This window comes from Clostridium sp. AM25-23AC, assembly GCF_003435125.1.
In the GTDB taxonomy this organism is placed as follows: Bacteria; Bacillota; Clostridia; order Lachnospirales; family Lachnospiraceae; genus Pilosibacter; species Pilosibacter fragilis.
This window is the reverse complement of sequence record NZ_QWGI01000037.1, coordinates 1-22855: the sequence shown is the minus strand read 5'-3', so window position 1 is coordinate 22855 and position 22855 is coordinate 1. Positions and strand designations below refer to the sequence as shown.

The 22855-nt window shown below is 41.8% G+C and carries 26 protein-coding genes and 4 pseudogenes; 15 read left to right on the top strand and 15 right to left on the bottom strand.

Going from position 1 to position 22855, the window contains the following annotated elements:
• Window positions 1-33: 33 nt before the first annotated feature.
• Window positions 34-717 (bottom strand): hypothetical protein, encoded by a 684-nt coding sequence (locus DW677_RS15985; protein WP_117567797.1) that lies wholly within the window; start codon window positions 715-717, stop codon window positions 34-36.
• 297 nt (window positions 718-1014) lie between these two features.
• Between DW677_RS15985 and DW677_RS15980 the strand changes: the two genes are divergently transcribed.
• The 15 genes and pseudogenes from DW677_RS15980 to DW677_RS15925 all read left to right on the top strand — a co-directional run.
• Window positions 1015-1521, top strand: a complete 507-nt coding sequence (locus DW677_RS15980; protein WP_117567796.1) for a sigma-70 family RNA polymerase sigma factor — start codon at window positions 1015-1017, stop codon at window positions 1519-1521.
• Window positions 1522-1838: 317 nt separating this feature from the next.
• A complete protein-coding gene (locus DW677_RS15975; RefSeq protein ID WP_117567795.1) occupies window positions 1839-2156 on the top strand; it encodes a DNA ligase in 318 nt (105 codons plus the stop codon).
• A pseudogene (locus tag DW677_RS15970) lies at window positions 2146-3273 on the top strand (DUF2800 domain-containing protein); the annotation flags it as partial. The gene DW677_RS15975 and the pseudogene DW677_RS15970, both read left to right, overlap by 11 nt.
• A gap of 3 nt (window positions 3274-3276) precedes the next feature.
• Window positions 3277-3849, top strand: a complete 573-nt coding sequence (locus DW677_RS18550) for a DUF2815 family protein (RefSeq protein WP_165860049.1) — start codon at window positions 3277-3279, stop codon at window positions 3847-3849.
• Between the two features lie 14 nt (window positions 3850-3863).
• The gene (locus DW677_RS18435; protein ID WP_165860048.1) at window positions 3864-4037 is read left to right on the top strand and encodes a hypothetical protein; all 174 of its coding nucleotides are present in this window, start codon (window positions 3864-3866) and stop codon (window positions 4035-4037) included.
• A 66-nt stretch (window positions 4038-4103) separates the two neighbouring features.
• A complete protein-coding gene (locus tag DW677_RS15965) occupies window positions 4104-4289 on the top strand; it encodes a hypothetical protein (RefSeq protein ID WP_117567793.1) in 186 nt (61 codons plus the stop codon).
• 299 nt (window positions 4290-4588) lie between these two features.
• A complete protein-coding gene (locus DW677_RS18905) occupies window positions 4589-5098 on the top strand; it encodes a hypothetical protein (RefSeq protein ID WP_242992201.1) in 510 nt (169 codons plus the stop codon).
• Window positions 5099-5103: 5 nt separating this feature from the next.
• The gene (locus DW677_RS15955; protein ID WP_242992200.1) at window positions 5104-5853 is read left to right on the top strand and encodes a transposase; all 750 of its coding nucleotides are present in this window, start codon (window positions 5104-5106) and stop codon (window positions 5851-5853) included.
• Window positions 5854-6111: 258 nt separating this feature from the next.
• Window positions 6112-6828: a hypothetical protein gene (locus DW677_RS15950; protein WP_347473200.1), complete on the top strand. Its 717-nt coding sequence runs from the start codon at window positions 6112-6114 to the stop codon at window positions 6826-6828.
• 77 nt (window positions 6829-6905) lie between these two features.
• Window positions 6906-7109 (top strand): hypothetical protein, encoded by a 204-nt coding sequence (locus DW677_RS19220; RefSeq protein WP_347473199.1) that lies wholly within the window; start codon window positions 6906-6908, stop codon window positions 7107-7109.
• Window positions 7110-7190: 81 nt separating this feature from the next.
• Window positions 7191-7463: a type II toxin-antitoxin system RelB/DinJ family antitoxin gene (locus tag DW677_RS15945; protein ID WP_117470666.1), complete on the top strand. Its 273-nt coding sequence runs from the start codon at window positions 7191-7193 to the stop codon at window positions 7461-7463.
• Window positions 7460-7742 (top strand): annotated as a pseudogene (locus tag DW677_RS15940) (type II toxin-antitoxin system YafQ family toxin). Before DW677_RS15945 ends, DW677_RS15940 begins: the two are co-directional and overlap by 4 nt.
• Before the next feature lie 53 nt (window positions 7743-7795).
• Complete coding sequence (locus DW677_RS15935; protein WP_117567791.1) at window positions 7796-8206, top strand: TIGR04076 family protein; 411 nt, start codon at window positions 7796-7798, stop codon at window positions 8204-8206.
• Window positions 8207-8342: 136 nt separating this feature from the next.
• Window positions 8343-9089 (top strand): annotated as a pseudogene (locus DW677_RS15930) (phage tail tape measure protein); the annotation flags it as partial.
• A gap of 36 nt (window positions 9090-9125) precedes the next feature.
• A pseudogene (locus tag DW677_RS15925) lies at window positions 9126-9488 on the top strand (recombinase family protein); the annotation flags it as partial.
• A gap of 73 nt (window positions 9489-9561) precedes the next feature.
• On the opposite strand, the gene DW677_RS18190 reads toward DW677_RS15925, so the two are convergent.
• The 14 genes from DW677_RS18190 to DW677_RS15855 all read right to left on the bottom strand — a co-directional run bounded on the left by DW677_RS18190 (window position 9562) and on the right by DW677_RS15855 (window position 22811).
• Window positions 9562-9948, bottom strand: a complete 387-nt coding sequence (locus tag DW677_RS18190) for a DUF5655 domain-containing protein (RefSeq protein WP_133304065.1) — start codon at window positions 9946-9948, stop codon at window positions 9562-9564.
• Window positions 9949-9974: 26 nt separating this feature from the next.
• Window positions 9975-10607 carry a GyrI-like domain-containing protein gene (locus DW677_RS15920; RefSeq protein WP_117567790.1) on the bottom strand — a complete coding sequence of 211 codons (633 nt, stop codon included), beginning with the start codon at window positions 10605-10607 and terminating at the stop codon, window positions 9975-9977.
• Window positions 10608-11262: 655 nt separating this feature from the next.
• The gene (locus tag DW677_RS15915) at window positions 11263-12201 is read right to left on the bottom strand and encodes a Fic family protein (protein ID WP_117567789.1); all 939 of its coding nucleotides are present in this window, start codon (window positions 12199-12201) and stop codon (window positions 11263-11265) included.
• Between the two features lie 390 nt (window positions 12202-12591).
• The gene (locus tag DW677_RS15910) at window positions 12592-14040 is read right to left on the bottom strand and encodes a toll/interleukin-1 receptor domain-containing protein (protein WP_117567788.1); all 1449 of its coding nucleotides are present in this window, start codon (window positions 14038-14040) and stop codon (window positions 12592-12594) included.
• Window positions 14041-14059: 19 nt separating this feature from the next.
• Window positions 14060-14503 (bottom strand): very short patch repair endonuclease, encoded by a 444-nt coding sequence (locus tag DW677_RS15905; protein WP_015554041.1) that lies wholly within the window; start codon window positions 14501-14503, stop codon window positions 14060-14062.
• Window positions 14504-14530: 27 nt separating this feature from the next.
• Entirely contained in the window at window positions 14531-15967 is a 1437-nt protein-coding gene (locus tag DW677_RS15900) for an LlaJI family restriction endonuclease (RefSeq protein WP_117567787.1), read from the bottom strand.
• Between the two features lie 20 nt (window positions 15968-15987).
• Complete coding sequence (locus tag DW677_RS15895; protein ID WP_117567786.1) at window positions 15988-17484, bottom strand: AAA family ATPase; 1497 nt, start codon at window positions 17482-17484, stop codon at window positions 15988-15990.
• Window positions 17484-18587, bottom strand: a complete 1104-nt coding sequence (locus DW677_RS15890) for a DNA cytosine methyltransferase (RefSeq protein WP_015554045.1) — start codon at window positions 18585-18587, stop codon at window positions 17484-17486. The genes DW677_RS15895 and DW677_RS15890 overlap by 1 nt, the downstream gene beginning before the upstream one ends.
• Window positions 18584-18781 (bottom strand): helix-turn-helix domain-containing protein, encoded by a 198-nt coding sequence (locus DW677_RS15885; protein ID WP_015554046.1) that lies wholly within the window; start codon window positions 18779-18781, stop codon window positions 18584-18586. The genes DW677_RS15890 and DW677_RS15885 overlap by 4 nt, the downstream gene beginning before the upstream one ends.
• 375 nt (window positions 18782-19156) lie before the next feature.
• Window positions 19157-19528 (bottom strand): hypothetical protein, encoded by a 372-nt coding sequence (locus DW677_RS15875; RefSeq protein WP_015554047.1) that lies wholly within the window; start codon window positions 19526-19528, stop codon window positions 19157-19159.
• Between the two features lie 22 nt (window positions 19529-19550).
• Complete coding sequence (locus DW677_RS15870; RefSeq protein WP_117567785.1) at window positions 19551-20150, bottom strand: ParB N-terminal domain-containing protein; 600 nt, start codon at window positions 20148-20150, stop codon at window positions 19551-19553.
• Window positions 20140-20646: a ParA family protein gene (locus tag DW677_RS15865; RefSeq protein WP_117567784.1), complete on the bottom strand. Its 507-nt coding sequence runs from the start codon at window positions 20644-20646 to the stop codon at window positions 20140-20142. The genes DW677_RS15870 and DW677_RS15865 overlap by 11 nt, the downstream gene beginning before the upstream one ends.
• A 99-nt stretch (window positions 20647-20745) precedes the next feature.
• Window positions 20746-22428 (bottom strand): recombinase family protein, encoded by a 1683-nt coding sequence (locus tag DW677_RS15860; RefSeq protein WP_117465017.1) that lies wholly within the window; start codon window positions 22426-22428, stop codon window positions 20746-20748.
• A 116-nt stretch (window positions 22429-22544) separates the two neighbouring features.
• A complete protein-coding gene (locus tag DW677_RS15855) occupies window positions 22545-22811 on the bottom strand; it encodes a DUF6870 family protein (protein WP_117465016.1) in 267 nt (88 codons plus the stop codon).
• Between the last annotated feature and the right edge of the window lie 44 nt (window positions 22812-22855).

Sequence of the window (22855 nt, the reverse complement as noted above, 5' to 3'; positions counted from 1 at the left end):
GTTTCTTTATATTATTTTATCTAGCACAACAGGTTAAGTTAGTTTCACTTCTTTTTTCCAATCCTCACCCATAGTTCCCTCGTATGTTCTGGGTGCTCTGTTTTTAGGCGGACACCAGGCATCAAAGGTTTCTTTTCCAATCGTTGCAGGATCAGTACGCATAACACAAAAGTGCAGAATTCCCAGCAAAAATGTCTGAAAGCAAAAACTCTGGCTTTTGATAATATCTGCTTTCGACATGCCCATGCCATCCTGTAAAGCGTAGAATATCTGGTTTGATTCTATTGAATCATCTTTATCTATCGTATCGATGAGGGCCTTGACCAGCCTCTCGCCTTTTTTTGTACTATCTTTTACATGAAGAAACTCATCACAAAATTCAATCATTCGATTCAATGCAACTTGATAATTTTCTTTCACACATTTGTCAAACTCTGTCAAAGCAGCTCTATTGCTAAACGGGAAATAAGTGCCTCCTTTGTTTTTGCAGCTCTTGTATTCCGACGTATTCCCTTTAATGGTTGTCATCATACTTTCTAGCGGCTCCTGAAAATCAGGCACCAAAACCTTAGATAATCCTATCAATACTTCTGGTTCAGACAGCCCATCCTTCTCTCCCGCGTAATGTTCTCTTACTCCAGCCCGTGGCTTTCTATCCTCAAGCAGTAAGGTGAAGAACGTGCCGCCACAGAGTCTTATATTCTCTCTATTCGTCATTGATTGTCCCTCTTTTTCAAAACGCCAACTCTATTAACTCTGCCAACTATGACACGTTAACTCAAGCAACTATTGGATGTCCTTGTGAGCAAATCACAGGGACTTTTTTATTTTGATGCAGGATTTTCTCTGGTATGCAAATCAGATCAAACCCCAATAAACCTTAATAAAGTATATCACAATCCACACTTCTTTTCAATTGCACGCAACGTTTTGTGATGATAGGAAGATGCGAATTTCGTGATAGCCAAATGCCCCTGCGATTGCTCAACAAAGCCAATCACAGGAGGAAAATTTATGTCAAATCATGAAAATCTTAGTACACCATTCATCTATCTTCGCTCTACTGGAGAGAAAATCTCCGTCACAAAGGAACAGCGTGATGCTTTCTATAAGGAAGCCGACCGCATCCGTCATAAAGAGCAGCATCATCATCGTTGTATGTGTAGCAAAAAACATCTCTGGGAATGCGATGGAGACTGTATCGGATGCAAATATCATGCAGCTGGAGATACGCTTTCACTCGATATTCCTACTGAAGACGGTGAAGCCAATATGTACGATTGCATTCCTGATTCATCACCATCAATGGAAAATGTAATTGCAGATAGGATCCTTCTCGAACAGCTTTTTAGTAGGTTGAGAGAACTTGATCCGGATGCTGATACCATCATTCAGTGCTGGCTTGATGATTACAAAATCTCAGATCGTGCAATCGCCGAGAAACTCGGCCGCAAGCAGCGTACCTTCGCTGATCAGATGAAGAAGATCCGCACGGAACTCCGTAAGGTCCGTGACCATTAATTCTACATATCATATGTAGAAATTCATCCCTCTTGGCATCCATCAACCGATGCCCGGAGGGATTTTATATTTTTTTAACTTCTCTCCGCTCAAATCCGCCACTCATCTCCAGTGGAAGGTGTAAGGCACGAAACAACAAGCCTTAACCATCACAGAAACGGAGGTGAAGCACATGAAGAAGTCCTACTTCGATTCAGGCGGTAACGACACAGAGCTGATTGCAGTACTGAATGCAATCTCCCACGTATCCGCAAGAATGGCGAGAAACATGACAATCCTCGCACAGCAAAGACAATCAGAGAAAGGAGAACGCCGCTATGAGCAAAATGAGCGATATGGCTATGACCATCGAAGAGCTGCGCAATGCAGTCGCTGCTATTAACGAGGCAGCCAACTGGTTAGCAACACAGTTTGGCAGCACTGCTAATGAAGCATCTGCTGCCAAGGAAGAAACGAAACCGGAGCTGAAGCTTGAGGATGTACGAGCTGTCTTAGCAGAAAAGTCCCGTGCCGGGCATACCGCTGCTATCCGTACATTACTTCAGAAGTATGGCGCTTCCAAGCTATCTGCTGTTGATCCGAAGCACTATGAAGCCTTGTTAAAGGATGCGGAGGTACTTGACGATGCCACCTAAAGGACATGCTATCTTATCTGCTTCCTCTTCGGACCGCTGGCTCCACTGCCCGCCTTCCGCAAGGCTCTGCGAGACCTACGAGGATAAAGGCAGCGATTATGCTGCGGAAGGCACTGATGCTCACGAGCTTTGTGAGTACAAGCTAAAGAAGGCCCTGGGGATGGATGCCAGTGATCCGACGGAGAATCTCACCTGGCACAACGAGGAAATGGAGGACTGTGCCAATGGCTATGCCGCCTACATCCTTGAAATGGTAGAGGCCGCCAAGGAAAGCTGCGCTGATCCGAAGGTTCTGATTGAACAGCGTGTAGATTTTTCTCGCTGGGTGGAACAGGGCTTCGGAACCGCTGACTGCATCATCATTGCAGATGGCACCTTGAGAATATGCGATTACAAGCACGGTCTTGGAGTCCTCGTAGATGCGACCGATAATCCGCAAATGAAGTGCTACGCGCTTGGAGCCCTGGAGCTCTTTGATGACATCTACGACATTGATAATGTCAGCATGACCATCTACCAGCCAAGGCGTCAGAATATTTCCACCTTTGAAATTTCCAAGGATGCGCTGTACAAGTGGGCGGATGAAGTGCTGAAGCCGACCGCAGATCTTGCCTTTGCCGGGGATGGGAACTTCCTCTGTGGCGAATGGTGTGGTTTCTGCAAGGCCAAGCACGAATGCCGTGCCAGAGCCGAGTCCAATCTTACGCTGGCTCAGTACGATTTCAAGTTTCCACCTCTTTTAGAGGATTCGGAGATTGAATACATCCTCTCCCGCGCAGATGAGCTGGTTGCCTGGGCATCCGATATCAAGGAATATGCTCTGCAGCAGGCCATCAGCGGTAAGGAATGGGCTGGCTGGAAGCTGGTCGAAGGTAGATCCAACCGCAAGTATTCCAATGAGGAGGCAGTCATCCAGGTAGTTACAGATGCCGGGTTTGATCCATATGAAAAGAAGCTCCTTGGTATCACTGCCATGCAGAAGCGTCTTGGCAAATCCAGATTCGATGAGCTGCTTACCGCCTATATTGAAAAGCCTCAAGGTAAACCGACGCTCGTACCGGAGAGCGATAAACGTCCGGCAATGAACAATGCAAAAACTGATTTTATGGAGGAAAATCAAATGAACAAGAATGTAAAAATCAACAATCCTATGAAGGTAATCACTGGTCCTGACACTCGTTGGTCTTATGCCAACGTCTGGGAGCCGAAATCCATCAATGGAGGTACTCCGAAGTACAGCGTATCTCTGATCATCCCGAAGTCTGATACCAAGACCATCGCCAAAATTGAAGCTGCCATCGAGGCCGCTTACAAGGAGGGCGAGGCCAAGCTCAAGGGCAATGGCAAGTCCGTACCTGCCCTCTCTGTCATCAAGACGCCTCTTCGTGATGGTGATATGGAGCGTCCGGACGATCCGGCCTATGCCAATTCCTATTTCGTAAATGCCAATGCAACCTCTGCTCCTGGTATCGTGGATGCAGACCGCAATCCAATCCTTACTCGTTCCGAAGTCTACTCCGGTGTATATGGTCGCGCCAGCATCAGCTTCTATGCCTTCAACAGCTCTGGCAATAAGGGTATCGCCTGCGGCCTTAACAATCTGCAGAAGATTCGTGACGGTGAGCCTCTTGGTGGCAAGGCATCTGCTGAGTCTGATTTCGCATCTGATGAAGATGACGATTTTCTTGACTAATGGAGGTGCCGAGTATGACTGAGTATCAGAACTTTATGCTTCAGGTATGCTTCGGCTGCACCGTCGGATTCCTGATTGGAATCTGGGGATGCAACATTGCCTTCTTCATCAAGGACCGCAAGGAAAAGCGTGCCCAGAAGAAGCGTGAAGCAGAGCGTCAGAAGGAAGCATCCAAGGAACAGGAATAATCTATCAACCCGATGGCGGTGGCCCCACTGCCGCCATCGACATTTTTCGACAAAAGGAGACCATCTATGAATGAATTTGCAGAAATCTTAAATCTATTTATTGCTAACGTCATCGCATACACCTTTTTTGTAGCGGTATATGGCTTCATCATTTATAACGTAGGGAAAAACATTCTCTATCTTATCCGCTATGCGCTGTACTACATCCGTCGTGATACCAAGAAGTACAAATCCAATAAAGATAAACAGTAACACGGCAGGCGGCAGGGATTTCTCTGCTGCCTGTTTTGTAGAAAGGACAATCTCATGAAAACACTCAGTATTGATATTGAGACCTACAGCGATGAGCCTCTTCAGAAGACCGGTGTCTATCGTTATGTAGAGTCTCCCAATTTTGAAATCTTACTCTTTGCCAGGGATTTCGCTTTTAAGAAAAAATCCCCCATTTTGCCAATAATTTATGAGACAAAACGGGGAATCAAAATACGGAATAAAAATTACAGTTTTTTTATGTATAAACAATCAAAAAGGACACCTTTTCGTGTATAATTATGTTACCACAACACAAAACGAAAGAAGGTGTCCTTAATGAAAAATTAGCATTAAAAAAACTGTTAACTTATATGACAAGTGTATATAAAATTCCGCAAAAAATCAAGTGTTTATCTGATCAAAGAGAAAGAAAATCAATTCCGTTGTTTAACATCGTTATGCCGGTGCTACTTTTTCTGATGTTACAGTATGAAAGTTTTCACACTGTTTTTTCTGCACCAGAAAGTATGTCCAAACGGTTGCGGAACTGTATTACTGGAAAAATTCCAAAGGTGGATGCAGTCAGGGATCTTTTGTCCAGAATCAGTCCGGAAGAAATCCAAAAGATCCACGAGGGGACGATTGATATATTAAAAAAGAACCGCGTATTCCGGGAAGGAACCATCGGTAGATATGTTGTGACCGGAATTGATGGGGTAGAATTATTCAGCAGTACAAAAAATCCTGTCCGGACTGTCTTACCCGGAAAAACCGCGCAGGGGAAACGGAATATTTCCACCGGAGTGTAGTCTGTATGACGGTTGGAAAAGCACCGCATGTAATTCTGGGTCAGGAAATGTTAAAACCAAGGGACGGAGCAGAAAAAGATGAAGGGGAACTGACAGGAGGAAAACGCCTGATCAAACGGCTGAGGCAAAGACATGTCCACTTTGCAGATGTGATCGTGGCAGACGCATTGTACCTGAATGCACCATTCATCAATACTGTAAAGGAAAATGGACTGGATGCAGTTATCCGTTTAAAAGATGAAAAACGGTTAATCTTTCAGGATGCAGAGGGGCTTTTTAACCAGGGAAAAGGGAAAAAGAAATCATTCCAACATGGGAAAAAGACGATCGAGGTATGGGATCTATCAAAGTTTGAGATGGAAAACTGTCCATACAGACTTCGGGTAGTGAGATACCATGAAAGCTGGCAGGAAAATGGGAAGGAAGCAGAACGATGGATATGGCTGGTAACAACACTAGAAGAGACAGCTCCGCCGGTTTTATGGGAGATGATGAATTGCAGGTGGGATATCGAGGAAAATGGATTCCATCAGTTAAAGACGTACTACCATGCAAAGCATTGTTATTGTCATGCGGCAGTAGAAACCATATTTAATTTGATGATCATAGGATTCAACATGAGGGAACTGTACTTGTATCGTCGGATTCAGAGGTTTGAAAGAAGTGGAATTACCCGAAAGAGTGTAAGCCGAATCTTCAGAGATGATCTGCTGACAGAGAAAGTAAAACAGATCCTATACCAAAAAGGTGGATAGGATCTATATAAAAGGAATCAAAAACAGCATAAGAAAAAAGGCAGAAAGAAAGCATAGGGGGAACTTTGTGCGCATTGGGATCCAAAGGAGTAACAGTTGTGAGTAGAACGACCTGGCAACAGATTTTATATAAAATGCATAAACCTCAAAAGCTAAAAGCGAAACCCCTGACTCTTTGCCTACAGTATAGACAGCCAACCCGTGCAGGTTATCGACCTCGCCTGTGGAGAACAGATTCCGAAAGAGGTCCTTCTTGCCTTGGAAGACGAAACTGTCATCAAGTGGGCCTTCAACGCTACCTTTGAACGTATCTGCCTCTCTCGCTTCTTAGATTATCCGACTAGAGAATATCTAGATCCGGAAAGCTGGCGTTGCTCCATGGTATGGGCTGCCACGATGGGACTCCCCTTATCCCTTGAAGGAGTCGGAGCGGTTCTTGGACTTGAAAAGCAAAAGCTCACAGAAGGAAAAGACCTCATCAAATACTTCTGCCAGCCTTGTGTTCCCACAAAAAACAATGGGCAGCGTACAAGGAATCGTCCCTTCCACGCTCCGGACAAATGGGCCATGTTCAAAAAATATAATATCCATGATGTAGAGACCGAAATGGGAATCCATCAGAGACTTGCAAAGTTCCCGGTGCCAGCTCAGGTCTGGGAGGAATACCACATGGACCAAGAAATCAACGACCGTGGTGTACGTTTGGACATGGAGCTTGTTGCTGCTGCCATCGAAATGGATACTCGCTCCAGAACGAAGCTGACCAAAACCATGAAGAAAATCACAGAACTTGACAATTCTAACTCCGTCCAGCAGATGAAGGCTTGGCTTTCTGACAATGGTTTGGAAACAGATACCCTTGGCAAGAAAGCTGTGGCAGAGTTCCTAAAGTCTGCTCCTCCAAAGCTCTCACAGGTTCTCAACTTAAGACAGCAGCTTGCCAAGTCCTCTGTCCGCAAATATGATGGGATGTAGATCATGCTGTCACAGAAGCCGTAAAATATAAGCACACGACTACCGAATACGGTCTTACCTTCTCCTGCCGAAGCGGCATGCTTTTTATCACACTGCCTTCCGGCAGAAACCTGGCCTATGTGAAGCCAAAGCTCGGTACAAACAAGTTCGGCGGCACCTGCATCACCTACGGAGGCATCGGCCCAATCGGGATGGTGAACGATATGTACGCAGAAAGCAGCAATGATGAGTACAAAGGCTATGCGCAGATCGCTACGCAGAAGGATTTCGATGCATTTTAACAAAATGCATCTCATACAATGACAATGTATTGACATCGCCCGAATTTCCGTATATACTATGCTTGAATGGAGGTGTTCTGTATGGCAACAACTAATTTAAATATTCGTACAGACAAGGCAATCAAGGATCAGGCGGAGGAAATCTTCAATGAGCTTGGTCTGAATATGACAACTGCTGTAAATATGTTCCTGAGAACCGCTATCCGTGAGCATGGTATTCCTTTCGAATTAAAACTGGAAGTACCGAATGATACTACAGCCGCTGCCATTGAGGATGGGAGAAAAATGATGAAGGATCCTTCTGCTCCGCGTTATTCCAGTATGGATGCGCTGAAAGCGGCACTTGAAGTATGAAATATGATGTGCAATTTACCAATCAGTTTAAAAAGGATTTGAAGCTTGCCAAAAAGCAAAATAAAAATCTTGATAAGCTGTTTGAGGTAATCGATATTCTGGCGAATGGCGGTACGCTGGAAGCAAAAATACAGAGATCATGATCTTACAGGCAACTATAAAGGCACGCGTGAGTGTCACATTGAACCAGACTGGTTGCTCATTTATGAGATTCGTGGAGATGTGCTTGTTTTAATGCTCTACCGACTTGGTTCACATTCTGAGCTGTTTAAGAGATAATCCCAAAATCGGAATTAAATGAACTCAACACAGTGAAGACTCAGGAGGTTTTTATGAATTACGAATGCAAAATAACGGTATTGGAGACAAAGGTATTTCCGGAATTGCAGGAAAAGTATTTGGCTGATCCGAAATCAGGTCCGTGTCCCTGCTTCAAGGCTGGAGATACATTCCTCCTGAAAAGAACGCCGGAGCAGGATGACTTTTACCATCTAATGAACGGCAAATTCTGCGGCGAGGCATGGGATGCCATCAGCCGATATGTCTATGCGGCGCTGCAAGGTGGCTCCATTATGCGTAAGTGGACAAATGACGACAGGATGATGATCGCCTGTTGCAATGACGGCACGCGCCCTGTTATCTTCAAAATAGAGCGGATTGATATTCCGGAAAACGAAGAAGAGAAGCAATGGTTGGAAAAGCAGAATTTTAAGAACACGGCAGATGATGCTTATACAGGTTGACAGCTTCCAGTTTGTAAATCTCAATAGAAATAGCAGTTTATTAGCATCGGTCAGAGAAATCTGATCGGTGCTTTCTTTATGCTCGGCAGCAATGCCGGGCAATTTTTATGCCCATTTTGCAGAGAGGAGGTGCGCTATGGCGGGAAGTAGAATCAAGGGTATCACGGTCGAAATCGGCGGCAATACTACCAAGCTTCAGAGTGCCTTAAAGGGTGTCAATGCAGAAATCAAGAATACGCAGAGTCAGCTCAAGGATGTCGAAAAGCTCTTAAAACTGGATCCAGGCAACACCGAGCTGCTTGCGCAGAAGCAGAAGCTCCTCTCCAGCGCCGTCAGTGAAACAAAGGAAAAGCTCGCTACTCTCAAGACTTCTGCAGAGCAGGCAAATCAGGCACTTGCGAATGGCGACATTTCCAAAGAACAGTACGATGCCCTGCAGAGGGAAATTATCGAAACCGAGCAAGATCTCAAAAAGCTGGAGACACAGGCAAATCAGTCTGCCACTGCTATGCAGAAGATTGCTACTGCTGGTGAAGGCCTGAAGTCTGCAGGCGATAAGGTTTCCTCCGCCGGTGAAAAGCTCCTTCCTGCCTCTGCTGCAGTTACAGCTCTTGGCGTTGCTGCTGTAAAAACAGCCTCCGATTTTGATTCTTCTATGAGCCAGGTGGCCTCCGTGTCTGGTGCAACCGGAGAGGACTTCGACAAGCTCCGCGCAAAGGCTCGTGAGATGGGTGCGAAAACAAAGTTTTCAGCATCCGAGGCTGCAGATGCCATGAACTATATGGCGATGGCTGGATGGAAAATCTCCGACATGCTGGATGTTATCGAAGGTATCATGAACCTTGCGGCGGCAAGCTCTAACGCAAATACAAATGTGTTCAGGACTTTGGCAGAGTATCAAGAACCTTTCTGGTACCGTATCTACGCCGATGATGGTATTTCCGGCACCAACACCAAAAAGCGTGAGGACTTTAACCGTATGATTGACGACTGCGAGGCCGGAAACATCGACATGATTATCACCAAGTCCATCAGCCGATTTGCCAGAAACACGCTGGACTGCCTGAAATACATCCGCCAGCTGAAGGATAAGAACATTCCCGTCTTCTTCGAAAAGGAAGCCATCAATACAATGGATGCCAAGGGTGAGGTCCTGATTACGATTATGGCTTCCCTGGCGCAGCAGGAATCACAATCCCTCAGCCAGAATGTAAAGCTGGGACTCCAGTTCCGCTACCAGAATGGCCAGGTACAGGTAAATCACAATCACTTCCTCGGCTATAAACTGCTTTTTATTCTTATCCACTTCTCTGATTTTCATATCCATCACTCCGTCAAACAGGAAATGTACAGCATCATTTTCCTTGAGCAAATTGATATGCTTGCTCAATCCAATCAAATAGTTCTTCGTCCAAATCGGACGGACTGCTGATAACAAAATGCGTTGTCCACCGTCCCGGATACGGCTCGGTTTTTGCCGCTACCCGGTTTGATTCCAGCGGAGCGGACAGCCCCAGTGTCAGCACAAAATAGTCATTCGGCAGTTCAGCTTTCCTTTTCACCTTCAAGACGGATATACAGGCGTAAAGATGCCGATTGTAGTATGAGATTTGAGATTTTTGTACTTTGATTCGGCTTTCGGGTAATCTGGCAAGCAGTTTTTTCTGAAAGCACTCATACAGCGGATAAACAGCCTGATGCCGATCAAAGAAAAACAGAGTGTCCTGTGTTGTTGTGTCCATTCTGTTCACCTCCGCAACTTTCGATTTTACGCTTTCTTAATCGGATGTCTAATTACAGTTTTCCATTTCTCTGAAGCAACCTTTCTTGCATCAGACATATAAATCTCGTGGTGCAATCTATCTTTGTTAATATCATTGACATACCCATTTTGTTCTATATAAGTATCCATAAGAGCAACGGTTGCTGGCTCATTATCAAAAGAACCTATGTGCATAATTTGAACGCATAATCCTTCATCAATCGTAAGATACTCTGCTGACGAACAATCAATTTTCTTCTTTTTCGTTGCTGTTTCTATCGCCCAGTCAAAATCAGCTTTAGAAATGAAATCAGGCAAACGAATAACAGAAATCCAGTTAAAAGCAGATTTATTTGTATAATCTACACCCACGACATCATCCTGCCACCAAAAACCTTCCAATGGCGGAACAACATATTCAAAAAAGCCTTTAATTTTATAATCGGTCTTGTAACTCATTTTTAATGTGTATGCAACAGCATATAGAACACTGATTGCTTGTTGATATGCTCCGCCTTCTTCATTTGGATTGCCTTTTCCTCTAACTGCAATATAATTTGCCTTAGGTACATTTACAATCTCTGGTTTATTCTTAGGCATATAAAATTCTTTAAATTCTTTCTTAAAATCAAAAGCCATAATAACCTCCAAAATTCCGACTTACCGAATTTCCCTTCACATCTATTCCACTGCCTACAAACTCCCCAAATGGTCGAGTTACCGGATTGGTTGTCAGCCCTTTCCGTTTTTCAAAAATCAGCCCGAAATACCTGACATCTAATCCACTGCCTCAAATCGTGGCATCTAATCCGAGGTTACAACCTGACACAGATTTCGCGATAGATATGTTTCCATATAAAATAACCGAGCTTTTTCAGAAGTATGGCTTCAAATCCAAACCTCCGAAAAAGCCCGGAAATACGCCGCTTTCTGGCACTTATTTATCTTTCCTTGACATCAAGACTACCGTCTCCACATGCGGTATCATTATTTCAGACCTCAACATCCCGCGCCCCCGCATAAACACTTGCTTTTTACACCCTTTGTTATTTTGCCATGTTTAATCAATGCTACTGTCTAAATTTGGCGTACAGACCGTTTGACTTGACTGACGTGTGACGGGTGCGCCGATATTTTCTAGCACCATTATAATGCAAAAACAGTGCAAATACTGCTGTCGGATTTGGTAATATATCGGTCCGCAGATTTGTTTTGGGCAGTTTTATGAAGGGAGTTAACACCCTCAATGTCCGCTTTTGCAGTTTCAATGTCCACTTTACGTTTCAATAACATTCTAAAAATTCTTCCAACAACGCTCTTTTAAGAATGCGCCAATGACCTCTAGTGGCTCACCTTCATAATATTGCACCAATAACTTCTTAAATTCCGGTACATCCTTTTCCGGTATAACTAAAAATCCCATACCTTGTGCAATCAGATAATGATTGGCAAAAATAACCGATGCTCGCTTATTTCCATCTTTGAACACCTGCGTTTTCATACAGTACATACATAACTCAATCGCTATCTCTATTGGCTCTTTATCCTGACTTCTAATTTCATCTATTCGCTCGATAACCACTGTTTCAATAGGTAATGGTGGTACATAGCTTGTTCCGCCTATCTGCACAGGAATACCACGAATACGACCTCCATCATAAAAGAAACCTTCATTAACCAACTTTGCAATATGACAAAGCATATGATAATTACTTTCACTCTGAATCACATCTCTATCTAAGATAAATTCCCAGGCGTGTTTCAAATTAAGAATCTTCTGCACATCCGTAGCCGATACCCCATGGACTTGTCCATTCTCGATAATATCCTCCGTTTGCGGAAATGTCGTTGCGACACCTTCTAACACTGCCTGATCATAAATGTTCGCTTTCAAATTTGCTCTGGCAAAATCCAAATTTTGTAATACTCTCGCTGAAAGTTCTTTATCTTCGTAACCAAGTGCCGCTAAATCTTTATTGATTTTACGAATGGCTTTATTTAAATCTTTGCGTTCCTTGGCATTACGCAAAAGCAACTGATATAGTTCATCTGAATATACGTCTACATAAGTAGAGGTCAATTTACCTGCTACTCGCTTACGCATATACAAGTATTTTGAACCATTTGATTCCTTAATTTCCGGATTTCCATCATATGGCATCAGACTAAGCCTCGCCTGTATATCCGCTTTTTTCTGTAATAATTCTTGAATTTCTGAATAATTTGCTCCCATTCATTTCACCTCTCTCTTTTTAGGGAACTTTTATGCTATATATCATATTAAAAAGTCCCCTAATTATCAAGAATTATTTAGGGAACTTTTTGACATGTTGTTTGTTACAAAAGTTCCCTATTATTAAATTTAGTGCACCAAAAGGATTGCTATACAAATAAACATAACAAAAAATTTAACCTTAGTATACTAATTTTTCAGTCCTATTATTGATGACTCTAAGGGCATGCTTGATATAATTTTCATATTCGCCTTCGTCCATATTAATCAAACTAATTACCGCTGATTTACTATGGTATGCTCCGTCAATTATTGCATCAACTCCACACATTGCAGATTCTGCGGAATATGCATTCTAATCATGTATTCCAATAATTCAATATGTATATATCAATTCAGAGTTCCAATATCATCAATTTTAATCCAATCTAATATAGCAGGTGCCGCATCCCAACTCCCCGAATATTTCATGTCTGAATTATGTACACATTTGCCTATTTTCTCTTTTAATTCATCAATATTATCTACGCTGAATAATAACTGCATTTTCTTACAATATCTGCGAGATTTCATTTTTTCCCATTCTAACTGCCCTTTCTTTGCATAGACATAACAAGTTGGGAACCAGTACGTATCATGCCAACGGTTTCCATCGTCTGCTAAGTCATATGCATTACACACTTGATACAGGAACAAATCGGCCTCCGCTATTGATTCCGATGTATACACAGGGAGCTTCTCTCTTTGATTACAAATTGTATCTCCCATTAAAGTAAATTTATTTTTCATCTCTGTCCCAGGTTTATATACTTCTTCAACAATAGTGCTGTGATATCTGAATGCAGTATAATTATTTTGTCTAATCGCTCCTCCAAACGCATTCGTTTCTAAAAAATAAGTATATGTCAATAACACGTTTATTGCTGCATAATCTTTAATATGTCTCATATATACGATAGCACAAATAAACAATTCCCATAGAAGATTTTTATATATATCGAAATCACCAGAAGAAGCCGAGTTTGCAGATGTATTAAACGTTTTTATACATGTCAACTTATTATACATATATTCAAAATTTTCCGCTAAAATTTCCGCATAATTTTCATCTGTCTCCGCTATTGCCTCAATAAAATCTAAATATATATCACGAATTGGTTTTGAATTTACAAAATTATTATATGCCTCTTCTGGTTTCGCATTACATATATAATATTCTTTCAACGCATCAATGTATATTTCCTGAAACCTTGATATACAACTCTTTCTTTTTTTCTCTATATTACTTCCCTGGATCTGACGAATCAGATCCTTCAATGGGAAAAAATTTGTTTTTTCCTCATCCAACCATTCTGGTATTTTACCTAACTTGGGTTTTACAAATTGGGGTTTTTCATATATATTTCTAAGTAGTTTCTCATATTCAGCTTCATATTTTTCAGAATCTGAAAGGTCAATGTATATCCTCGTTTTTATATAAGTTGGCACATATTCTTTCCCTTCTTCATCCCTTTCAGCAATAATAGGAATAAACTTTTCTTGTTTTGCATTTCCATATATCTCACTGGAAATAATTACCGTTTCATCCCCCACGCCACCGGTTCGATCATTTGCTTTTTGTGCATATGCTTTATCACAAACTATAAGCACTTTTGTAATCTCCTGATCATTAACACATCTTTCCATAAATGCATATTTATCATGCCCTTCTTTTAAATCCCACTTGTCAAGAACAACTTCTACACCATGAGAAACTAATCTCTGTGCAAGTTCAAGTACAAGGGCATCACTACTCCATGAATAGGAAATAAATACTTTTGGTATTTTATCATTCTGCAATGCTAATTCCTCCTCTGCATCACAATGTTTCTTCTAACATTTTCATTTCAAAAATAGTTTCTTCCACCACTTTGACGCATTCATCCGTATTCTTTTTTATATCATCTCCCCAGAATCGAATTACCGTCCATCCCATAAACAGTAGCTTTTTATTAATCTCATCATCTCGCTCACGGTTTCTTGATATTTTGCTAATCCAAAAATTACTATTAGTTCCCTTCTCTAATCGTGGCTTCAGAACTTCCCAGTCCTTTCCATGAAAAAATTCACCATCACAGAAAATTGCAATTTTATATTTTGTCAATACAATATCTGGTTTTCCAGGCAACTCCTTGTAATTTTTCCTATACCTATATCCTCTTTTCCACAGTGCTTTTCTAAGTATAACTTCGATTTTAGTATTTTTTGAACATATATGCTGCATATTTTTTCGCCGCTGTTCTGGTGTAAGCACATCGCCCATAAGCATGTTCTCCTTTATATTTTCAGCTTATAGTTCCAATAATCCAAAATCCATCTTTCTTCCTGCCAAATAATATTCATAAGCCGTCTTTGCTGGAATAAATCTTACTTTTATATTCTGCAGTCCTAGTGCTTCCAGCATTTTCAGAGAAGCCTCGCCCTTTTTTATAATTTTACCTTCTTCAGTTGGCATCAGAAAACAATTTCGTACTTTGACGAATCCATGTTCTTTTATAAATTTCTGATATGCCAGTTGATACAGATACTGTTTTGTAATAGATTCTATTCCTGGCTGACCTTTGGGCGCAACATTTACTTCTAAACGTGCATTGTAATATTTTGCATCAAAAATGATAAAATCATAGCCCGTGCTACTTTTGGCTATTGAAATCAAATCCGGTATTAATGTATCCTTTGCTGTCTTTCCTGTTATTGACCATAACGGTCTTTCAATCAAATCAATCAGCCTGTCCTTTTTATTATATTCTTTTCCAAGTGGTACTGGAAGATTTAATGCTCCCAGTTTTTCATTCAGCTGGTTGTCCATAATATCGGAACATACCTTTTCCCATACCAAATTGAAACTGGTTGTCCCAAACATCGATAAACAATCCGTATTATACAGACTTACATTCTGCTGAATATAAGCATACATGGTTTTAAGAAGAAGTTGTTTGCGGGTGTTAAACTGCCTGTTTACTTCCTTTTCTATTCGGTATAAAATATAATCCACTTCTCCAAAATCAGAGATTTTCTCATCACTCAATTCTATTTCCGTTATCTCAAACAAATCAAGCAAATCTGCATCTTCCAGTTCTTTTGAAGCCTCAGTAAGTATACACTCATGTAAACGCTTAAAATAATCATAATTATCACTTGCTCTTTTTCGCGTCTGCAACTCGATATAATATGGTCTGTTATCTGACAACAGCGTAAACGTTTCATTTATCGTCTTATCCCAAAGTATTTCTCCTACCCCATTAGTTTCCACAATCTCCTGCATATTATCATACACACCGTTTTCATAATAATCATACATAAAAAACAGTAAAACAGCCAACAAATTGAATGAATATCCGTCAGTATTTTCACTAATGATCTGTACTATCTGTTCTTTAGAGTTATACTTTTCAAGAACTTTTAAAATCTGGATAAGCTCATCTTTTGGATTTTTTGTTTTGCTAAGGTATTTAGGATAACATTTAAGTACCATACCTTCTATTATGACAATTCCCACAAACGTAAAGACATAGAAATACTCGTCTCGCCCAATTTCAACATCACTTACTGCTATATCTTCTTCCAGTAATTCATCCATATCTTTCTGGCTGTCTGATGCTTTCACAACACCAAATTCTTTTAGCCGCTTTAATAAATGAACAGTCTTCTCCTCTGAGCATGCAAATAATTCACACAATTTTTTCTTAGTATATCGTTTTTGTTCCTTAACGAATAAAGACACCATAACATCTGTGCTCCTTATTTTTATTCAGATTTTTGTGGAATATCTTCGGGTTCAGAATCAATCTGGATGTCATGATTAAAAATACCGATTCCTTTTTCATCAAATTCTTTACAAATTTCAGAATATCTGGTGCTATTTTCAAAGCATCCTTCAAAAAGACTTGATCTTTTTTGCCTGGCCGCATCTTCAAATAAATACATAATTACTTTGCTCTTAAATGTCCTGATGAATTTTTCCCTGTCGATCATATCGCCTTCTTTTGGAATCACAACATTTCTTGAGATAAAATAGGGACCAAGCTGCTTATCTTCATTAGCTCTTTGTTTAGCGAGAAAAGTATTAATTGCTTTTCGTAATTTGTTCCATTCAACTTTCTGCTTATTTTCACTTCCCAAAATCACATATTTTCCAATCAATTCTTCCTCACTATCATCTATTCCAAGATATGTAAAATCCCATCTTCTTTTAAAAGCAGTGTCCATTGGAAATACACCCTGATCCGCACTATTCATTGTCGCCCATATAAACATATTATCTGGAATACGAATCTGCTCAAAATCATCAGGCAGGCCTCCTAATTCAGTTGCAAGATATTCTTTCATATCCTCACTGGCCTGAATAGGATATTCGCTAACTCCTTTTTCATCCATGTCTAGCAACTGAAAGATATCCCCAAAGACTGCCGCAACATTCGCACGGTTTATTTCTTCTATAATCAGAAGATACGGCTTTACATTCTCTGTTCTTCCACTAAGCACTGCTTTAACATAAATTCGCATAAAAGGTCCTGGCACATACTTGTAAGTTATCACATTATGTCCATCCTCATCTTTATCTGGAACAGGTTTATAAGTTCCTACAAAATTGGCATACGAATAATCTGGATGAAATGTAACCCTTTCATAATTCCGCGTATTGTCACCGCCTAGCAGAATATCCTTTTCCTTATTTAACGTATAACTTTTCCCTGTTCCCGGTGCTCCAAATAAAATTCTATTTTTTTCATATCCAGAAGTATATCCTGTGTAAAACCTAATCGTATTTCCACCAGTAATCCCCATTATTTCATCCGGACTCAAAAGGGGATTATGTGGCTCTGGTTCTTCCATCATTTTCTGGTATTCAATTTCCTTCTCCTCATCCATATGTTTCAATGTACCATATGTATGCGTATCCTCACCCACATATGCAATATTTTTCTTCCCATTTACATATAACCATTCAATGTATCCAAGATTTGCATAGATTGTTTCTACCTGATTCCGACTTGATCCAGACCCCCCAAATACTATTTCAACATTCGCTGCCGGACGGTAATACATTTCCTTCCAGACTCTTTCCAGTCTCTCGAAGGACCAGGTTCTCCTTTTTCCCTGAACATCTAAAACAATATAATCTTTTTCATAATCAATTTCTGATATTCTAAAAGAAGAAGCAGTGCCAGAAATACCATGTAGTTCTTTTCCTATCAAGTTATCCTGAATATCATTTAATACATCCTGAAGTGTTTTTTTCATTAGTAGTCATTCTCCATATAATCAAAAATTGTTTTAGCTATTCCACTGGCAAGAACATATGGAACGCCATTTCCAATAGTTTTAAATTTATCTGTCAGTGTCATTTCCTCTGGCAGCTCAAATTCTTTTGGCAGCGATTGTAATGACATTGCTTCCGCCGCTGAAAGTCTTCTTTCTTTATAAGGATGCAGATGCACCTCATTGTTTCCATACGCCACGGTGGGTGAATATCTCCAACGATGTAGTCTTTTATATGATTTTTTACTCACATCGCCCTCGCTAATTGTCTGCATCCGTGCCAGTCCACCACGCGGAATGAAGTGATCTTTTCCATTGGGATGATGTTCTACATCATTCTTTTCAAACCAATATTCAACGGTTAATTCCCGTGGTATACCTTCCGGGCAGTTTGTTCTACTATCTTTAAAAAACGGCTCTACATCTGGCCAGGGGAAACTTTTTACTTCTTCAAGAGTAAATTTTTGATATCTTTCCCATGGAAATTCTTCAATATTATTTTGTTTTAAAACAGATTTTTGAACACCAAAAAGGAGAATCCTGTCCCTATCCTGAGGTGCCCCATATTCAAGAGCATTAGTAAGCCGATCTGTCATCACATAATCTGCACATGAAATATTCTGTTTCAATTCTTCATAAAAAGCTCTATGGCGTGCTGTTCTCCATAATCCTTTTACATTTTCAAACAAGAAAAAATCCGGTTTCATATTGATTATCAGATTCGTATACGAAAGCGACAATTTTCCATTATCACCATCTCTTCCCTTATTTTTACCAGCAATAGAAAAATCTGGACACGGCGGTCCTCCGATAAAGCCAACCAGACTTCCATCTTTCCTTGCATCCTGCATCCACTGGTACAATTCATTCTTTCTATTCAATAAAAACTCGTTTATATCTCCATTAAAATAACCATATTCAGGTTCCTTTATTTTCATTTTTTTTCTTGAATACTTATATGCTTTCATAAAAGCAGGATGAAATTCATTCACAAACACAATTTCAAATCCATTTTTTTCAAATCCCAGATCCAAAAAACCACTTCCTGAAAAAAAAGAAAATATTTTTAATTTACGTTTTGTCATAAATCCGTGTCTCCTTTTATATACTTTCCGGTTTTTATTCTAGCGTCACTTGGCTTATCCGCATTTTCCGGAATAGCCCATTGACGGCCAAATTTTACTACTCCATCAATTCGTCCTTCTGTACATAAAACCTGTATTCGTCTTCTTGAAATCCCCCATTTTTCAGAAGCCTCTGAGATAGTCATATAATCCATTGTTCATCCTCATGTAAATACAATGTTTAATAGTTACAGAATAATTTTATACTTTTGAACGAATATCGTCAATGATTTTATTCGTTTAAAAGTATAAAATCTCTAATTACACACTATTTACGGTTCCTCGTCTGCCATCGGTCATGGCTTTTAATACTCCGCACAGCCTAACGCAGCGTATTACTGCGGCCATGCTGATGATACGGATGTGAAACCTTATATTTATGAAAAATAATGCAGGATCCAGGCAGGGGATATTCCGGATTATGTATGTACCACACATGCCCTGTATTCCGGGACATGATGGTCGCATCCCGGTCATTCATACATATAATCTCAAAATACCTTGGATCCAGACATTCAAGATCTTTCTTATCAAACACTTGCTGCCTCCTTTCCCAGATACGCTTCCAGTGCCTTCTCCATAATCTCCTGCACCTCTCCGGTGTCCATCTGTGCAAAATATCTCTCATACAGTTCCGCTGGCAGCTTCACTGACACACTCTGTGGTTTCTTCCGCTCCTTGCCTGTCAGTACATTCTCCACAGCCTCCCTGGTAATCTCCTTTCCAAATTTTCGCAGTTCCCCTGTCTGCTTTGGCTTCAATTTTTTTTCTGCCTCAGCTACCTGATGAATCATCTTCTGCATCTTTACATTTAGATAGGACAAATCCACTACGGCTACCATTGCCAATGTTCCCTTATCCACAGCATCCTTAAACTCCGGAATCAGCCGATCCAGCCGCATGTATCTGGCAATATTCCTCCAGTCATTCCATATTCCTCACCAAGCCATTACGGCTTTTCTGTGACTTGTGGACACCATGTCCACAGGTTCTCTTTCTGGACTTGTGGACATCGTGTCCACAGGTTTCTTTCAGAGTCTCAATCTCCTGCTGGATATCATTTCGTTTCCCCTGACTGCTTATCTTCTCATAACGTGCCACCAGCACTGCCGCCTTCTCCGATGGAAGCAGTTCCGCAAAAAATCTCTGCAACAGGTTCGTCTCGATCACATATACATAAGCATCCTCATCAGACAGATCCGTCTTCACTATCGCAGGTACCTCTGTCAATCCTGCTATCTTTGCCGCATTGGTTCTGTTATGTCCTGCAAGCATCTCATAGCCCCTTGCAGCCTTCCTCACAATCAGCAGATTCAGCACTCCATGCTCCCTGATGCTCTGTACCATATCTTCCAGGCGTTCTCCCTCATACAGCCGGAACGGATGGTCATGAAAAGGATGTATTTCCTCAACAGGAATAGAAACAATTCCATTCACAGCCACTGGCGTATTCTTCACCGAATCCTCAGCAAGAAGATCCAGTGCGTCCTGAAATACTTTTCTTTTTGGTGCATTAGCTTTCATCCCCATCCACCTCCTCCGCCAGATTCTGGTATGCTTTACAAGCCTTATTCTCCGGAGCATATTCCAGAAGCGGCTCACTGTAATAAATTGATTCTCCCACCTTTACTGTGTTTGGTATGATGCTCTTAAAAATCCGAATCTGTCCATCAAAAGTATCCGTCAGCTGTTCTGTGATTACCTTATAGAGATTTGTTCTGACATCACACATAGTCAGCAGGATCCCTGCAATCTGCAAGCGATCATTCAGTCTACTTCTGACTTTCTTCACTGTTCGGATAAAATCCTGCAATCCCATCATTGCCAAAAGCTGCGGATTGACGGCAATAATCACCTCATCAGCCGCCGTCAATGCGTTAATTGTCAATGTTCCGAGCGATGGACAGGTGTCTACAATAATATAGTCATACAGCCCTCTCAGCGGCTCCAGAATATCGGTCAGCATCTTCCCTGAACCCATCTCCATCCGCAGCTTACTGTCCACTACTGAAAGCATCATGGATGCTTGATTTGTAACATATACAACTCCAATAAATCATAAAGCCTATGATTAGCGCCTATTAGGAAAACACACTGTCAAAGGGGTTCGTAGCGGGGGTTAGCCCGCTACTGTGGTATCTTCCGTAGTGTTGATTTCAATGTACTCGGCAATCTTGCGGAGCTCGTCAGCAAATTTGAATTTCACGCTGATATTGCCGTTTTCATAGACCTTGATATAGTCCACAAGTTCAACCAAGATTTCACGGTTGAGGGCTTCAATGTTCTGATACTTCATAAAGGCTACCAGTGCAGGATGCTCGTTGTCCACACCGTTTGCCAGTTCTGCGCGTTCAGCGTTCAGCCGGGTAAGCACCGCGGAAATATCAGAAGTCTGCCGTTCGTAGTCAGCCTTCATATCCCGGTATTCCTGCTGGGTGATTTCACCGTCTTTCCAGTCCTGATAAAGAGATTGCTTGTAGCGTGTTATCTTTGTCAGTTCCCGCTCTTTTGCAGCTATCAGATCGTCCAGTCGGTAAGACTGGCTTTTTTTGATTGGAGCGGAATTGATCTGCGTGACGATTTCCGAGTAGGAAACAGCCAAATGTACCTGATGCTGTACAGCGAACAAAACAGCAGCCTCCAGCCGTTCATGCTTGATTGAGTGCATGGTGCAGGCTGTCCGGGAACGATTCTTGTAGGTTGAGCAAGAATAATATACATTGTTGTTCTTGCCAACGCATCGGGTAATGGCCCGCCCGCAATCGGCACATTTCAGAAAGCCGCTGAATAAATGTACCTCACGGCCTTTCGGGGAAGTACGGGTATCACGCTGTAAGAGAGCCTGTACCTTGTCGAAAGTTTCATAGTCGATAATGGCCTCATGCGTTCCAGCCACTTCCACCCATTCCTCGCGTGGAACAGCTTCAATCTGGTGTACCTTGTAGCTTTTCACCCGGCTTCGGCCTTGGGCTAAATCCCCGGTGTAGGTCGGATTGGTAAGAATGGAGTGGATCATGCGGACTCCCCACATAGGATCGTCATACCCTCTTGTCGAAACAGGCAAGCCCTTTTGTACCTTGTAAGCCGAGGGGCTCGGTACGCCGTGTTCGTTCAGGTACAGCGCGATAGCACGTTTTGATGACCCTTGAATAAGCATTGTGAAAATGAGTTTGACATTTTCAGCAGCATCGGGATCAACAATCAGCCTGTGCTTGTCCTTTGGGTGCTTTACATAGCCGTAAGGAGCAAATGCTCCGATATACTGGCCGTTGCGCCGTTTGTAATCAAATACCTGCCGGATCTTTTTGGAAGTCTGATAGCAGTAATTATCGTTCATCACGTTTGTAATGGGAACGATGATATTTGAAACGCTGTCGGGGTTCTTGTAGCTGTCCACATTCTCAGCAAGGCTGATAAAGCGAACACCCATTTGAACAAACAGGTTATCGATCAAACTTCCGGCATCGCTATAATTTCGTGCGAAGCGGGACAGGTCTTTTACTACCACGCAGTTAATTTTTCCGCTCATTACATCGGAAAGGAGCCGCTGGAAGTTCTCCCGGTTGGCGTCCGTTCCTGTGTGTCCATCGTCTACATATTCGGAAACACTTTCAAATTCTCCGATATGCTTCTGGTAAAAGTCATTGAGCAGATCACGCTGGTTGATGACGCTGTTGCTGTCGTCCTTTCCCTTTTTCAAGTCCTCCTTGGAGAGCCGGATGTATGCGCCCAGCCGCCAGCGGCGGACGGTATAAGAGGGAGAGAAACTCTGTTGCAATCCTCTGTTTTTTGTTCGTGCCATTGTTCCTCCTTCCCTATCACATTACATCTATATTATACCTCTGCTCGGGCGGGACAACAAGGATGCCTCCGCCTCGGGACACTTTGTCTCAAAGTAGAAACGGGCCATAACCGAAGTTACAGCCCGCTTTTTTGCCGGAGAAGGAAGTCCGTCAGCGTGTCCTGCAAGGACGGCCCGCTTTCCGCAAATTCAATTTTTACACCGATCCCGCCGATGCAAAAGCAGTATGGATTTTCTACCGCCTGCAAAAACAGAGCGATCCGCTCCTCCCGGGGGAGAGAGGTGTCAAAGATCATACCGCTCACATCCGGCAGGGACTCGGGAGCCACTGCGCCGATGTCAACGCTTTTCATTTGTTCCAGTTCCTTTGCCGTTAATCTCACGGTAAAACCTCCTTATCAAAAATAGGATACGCCTCCCGCATATC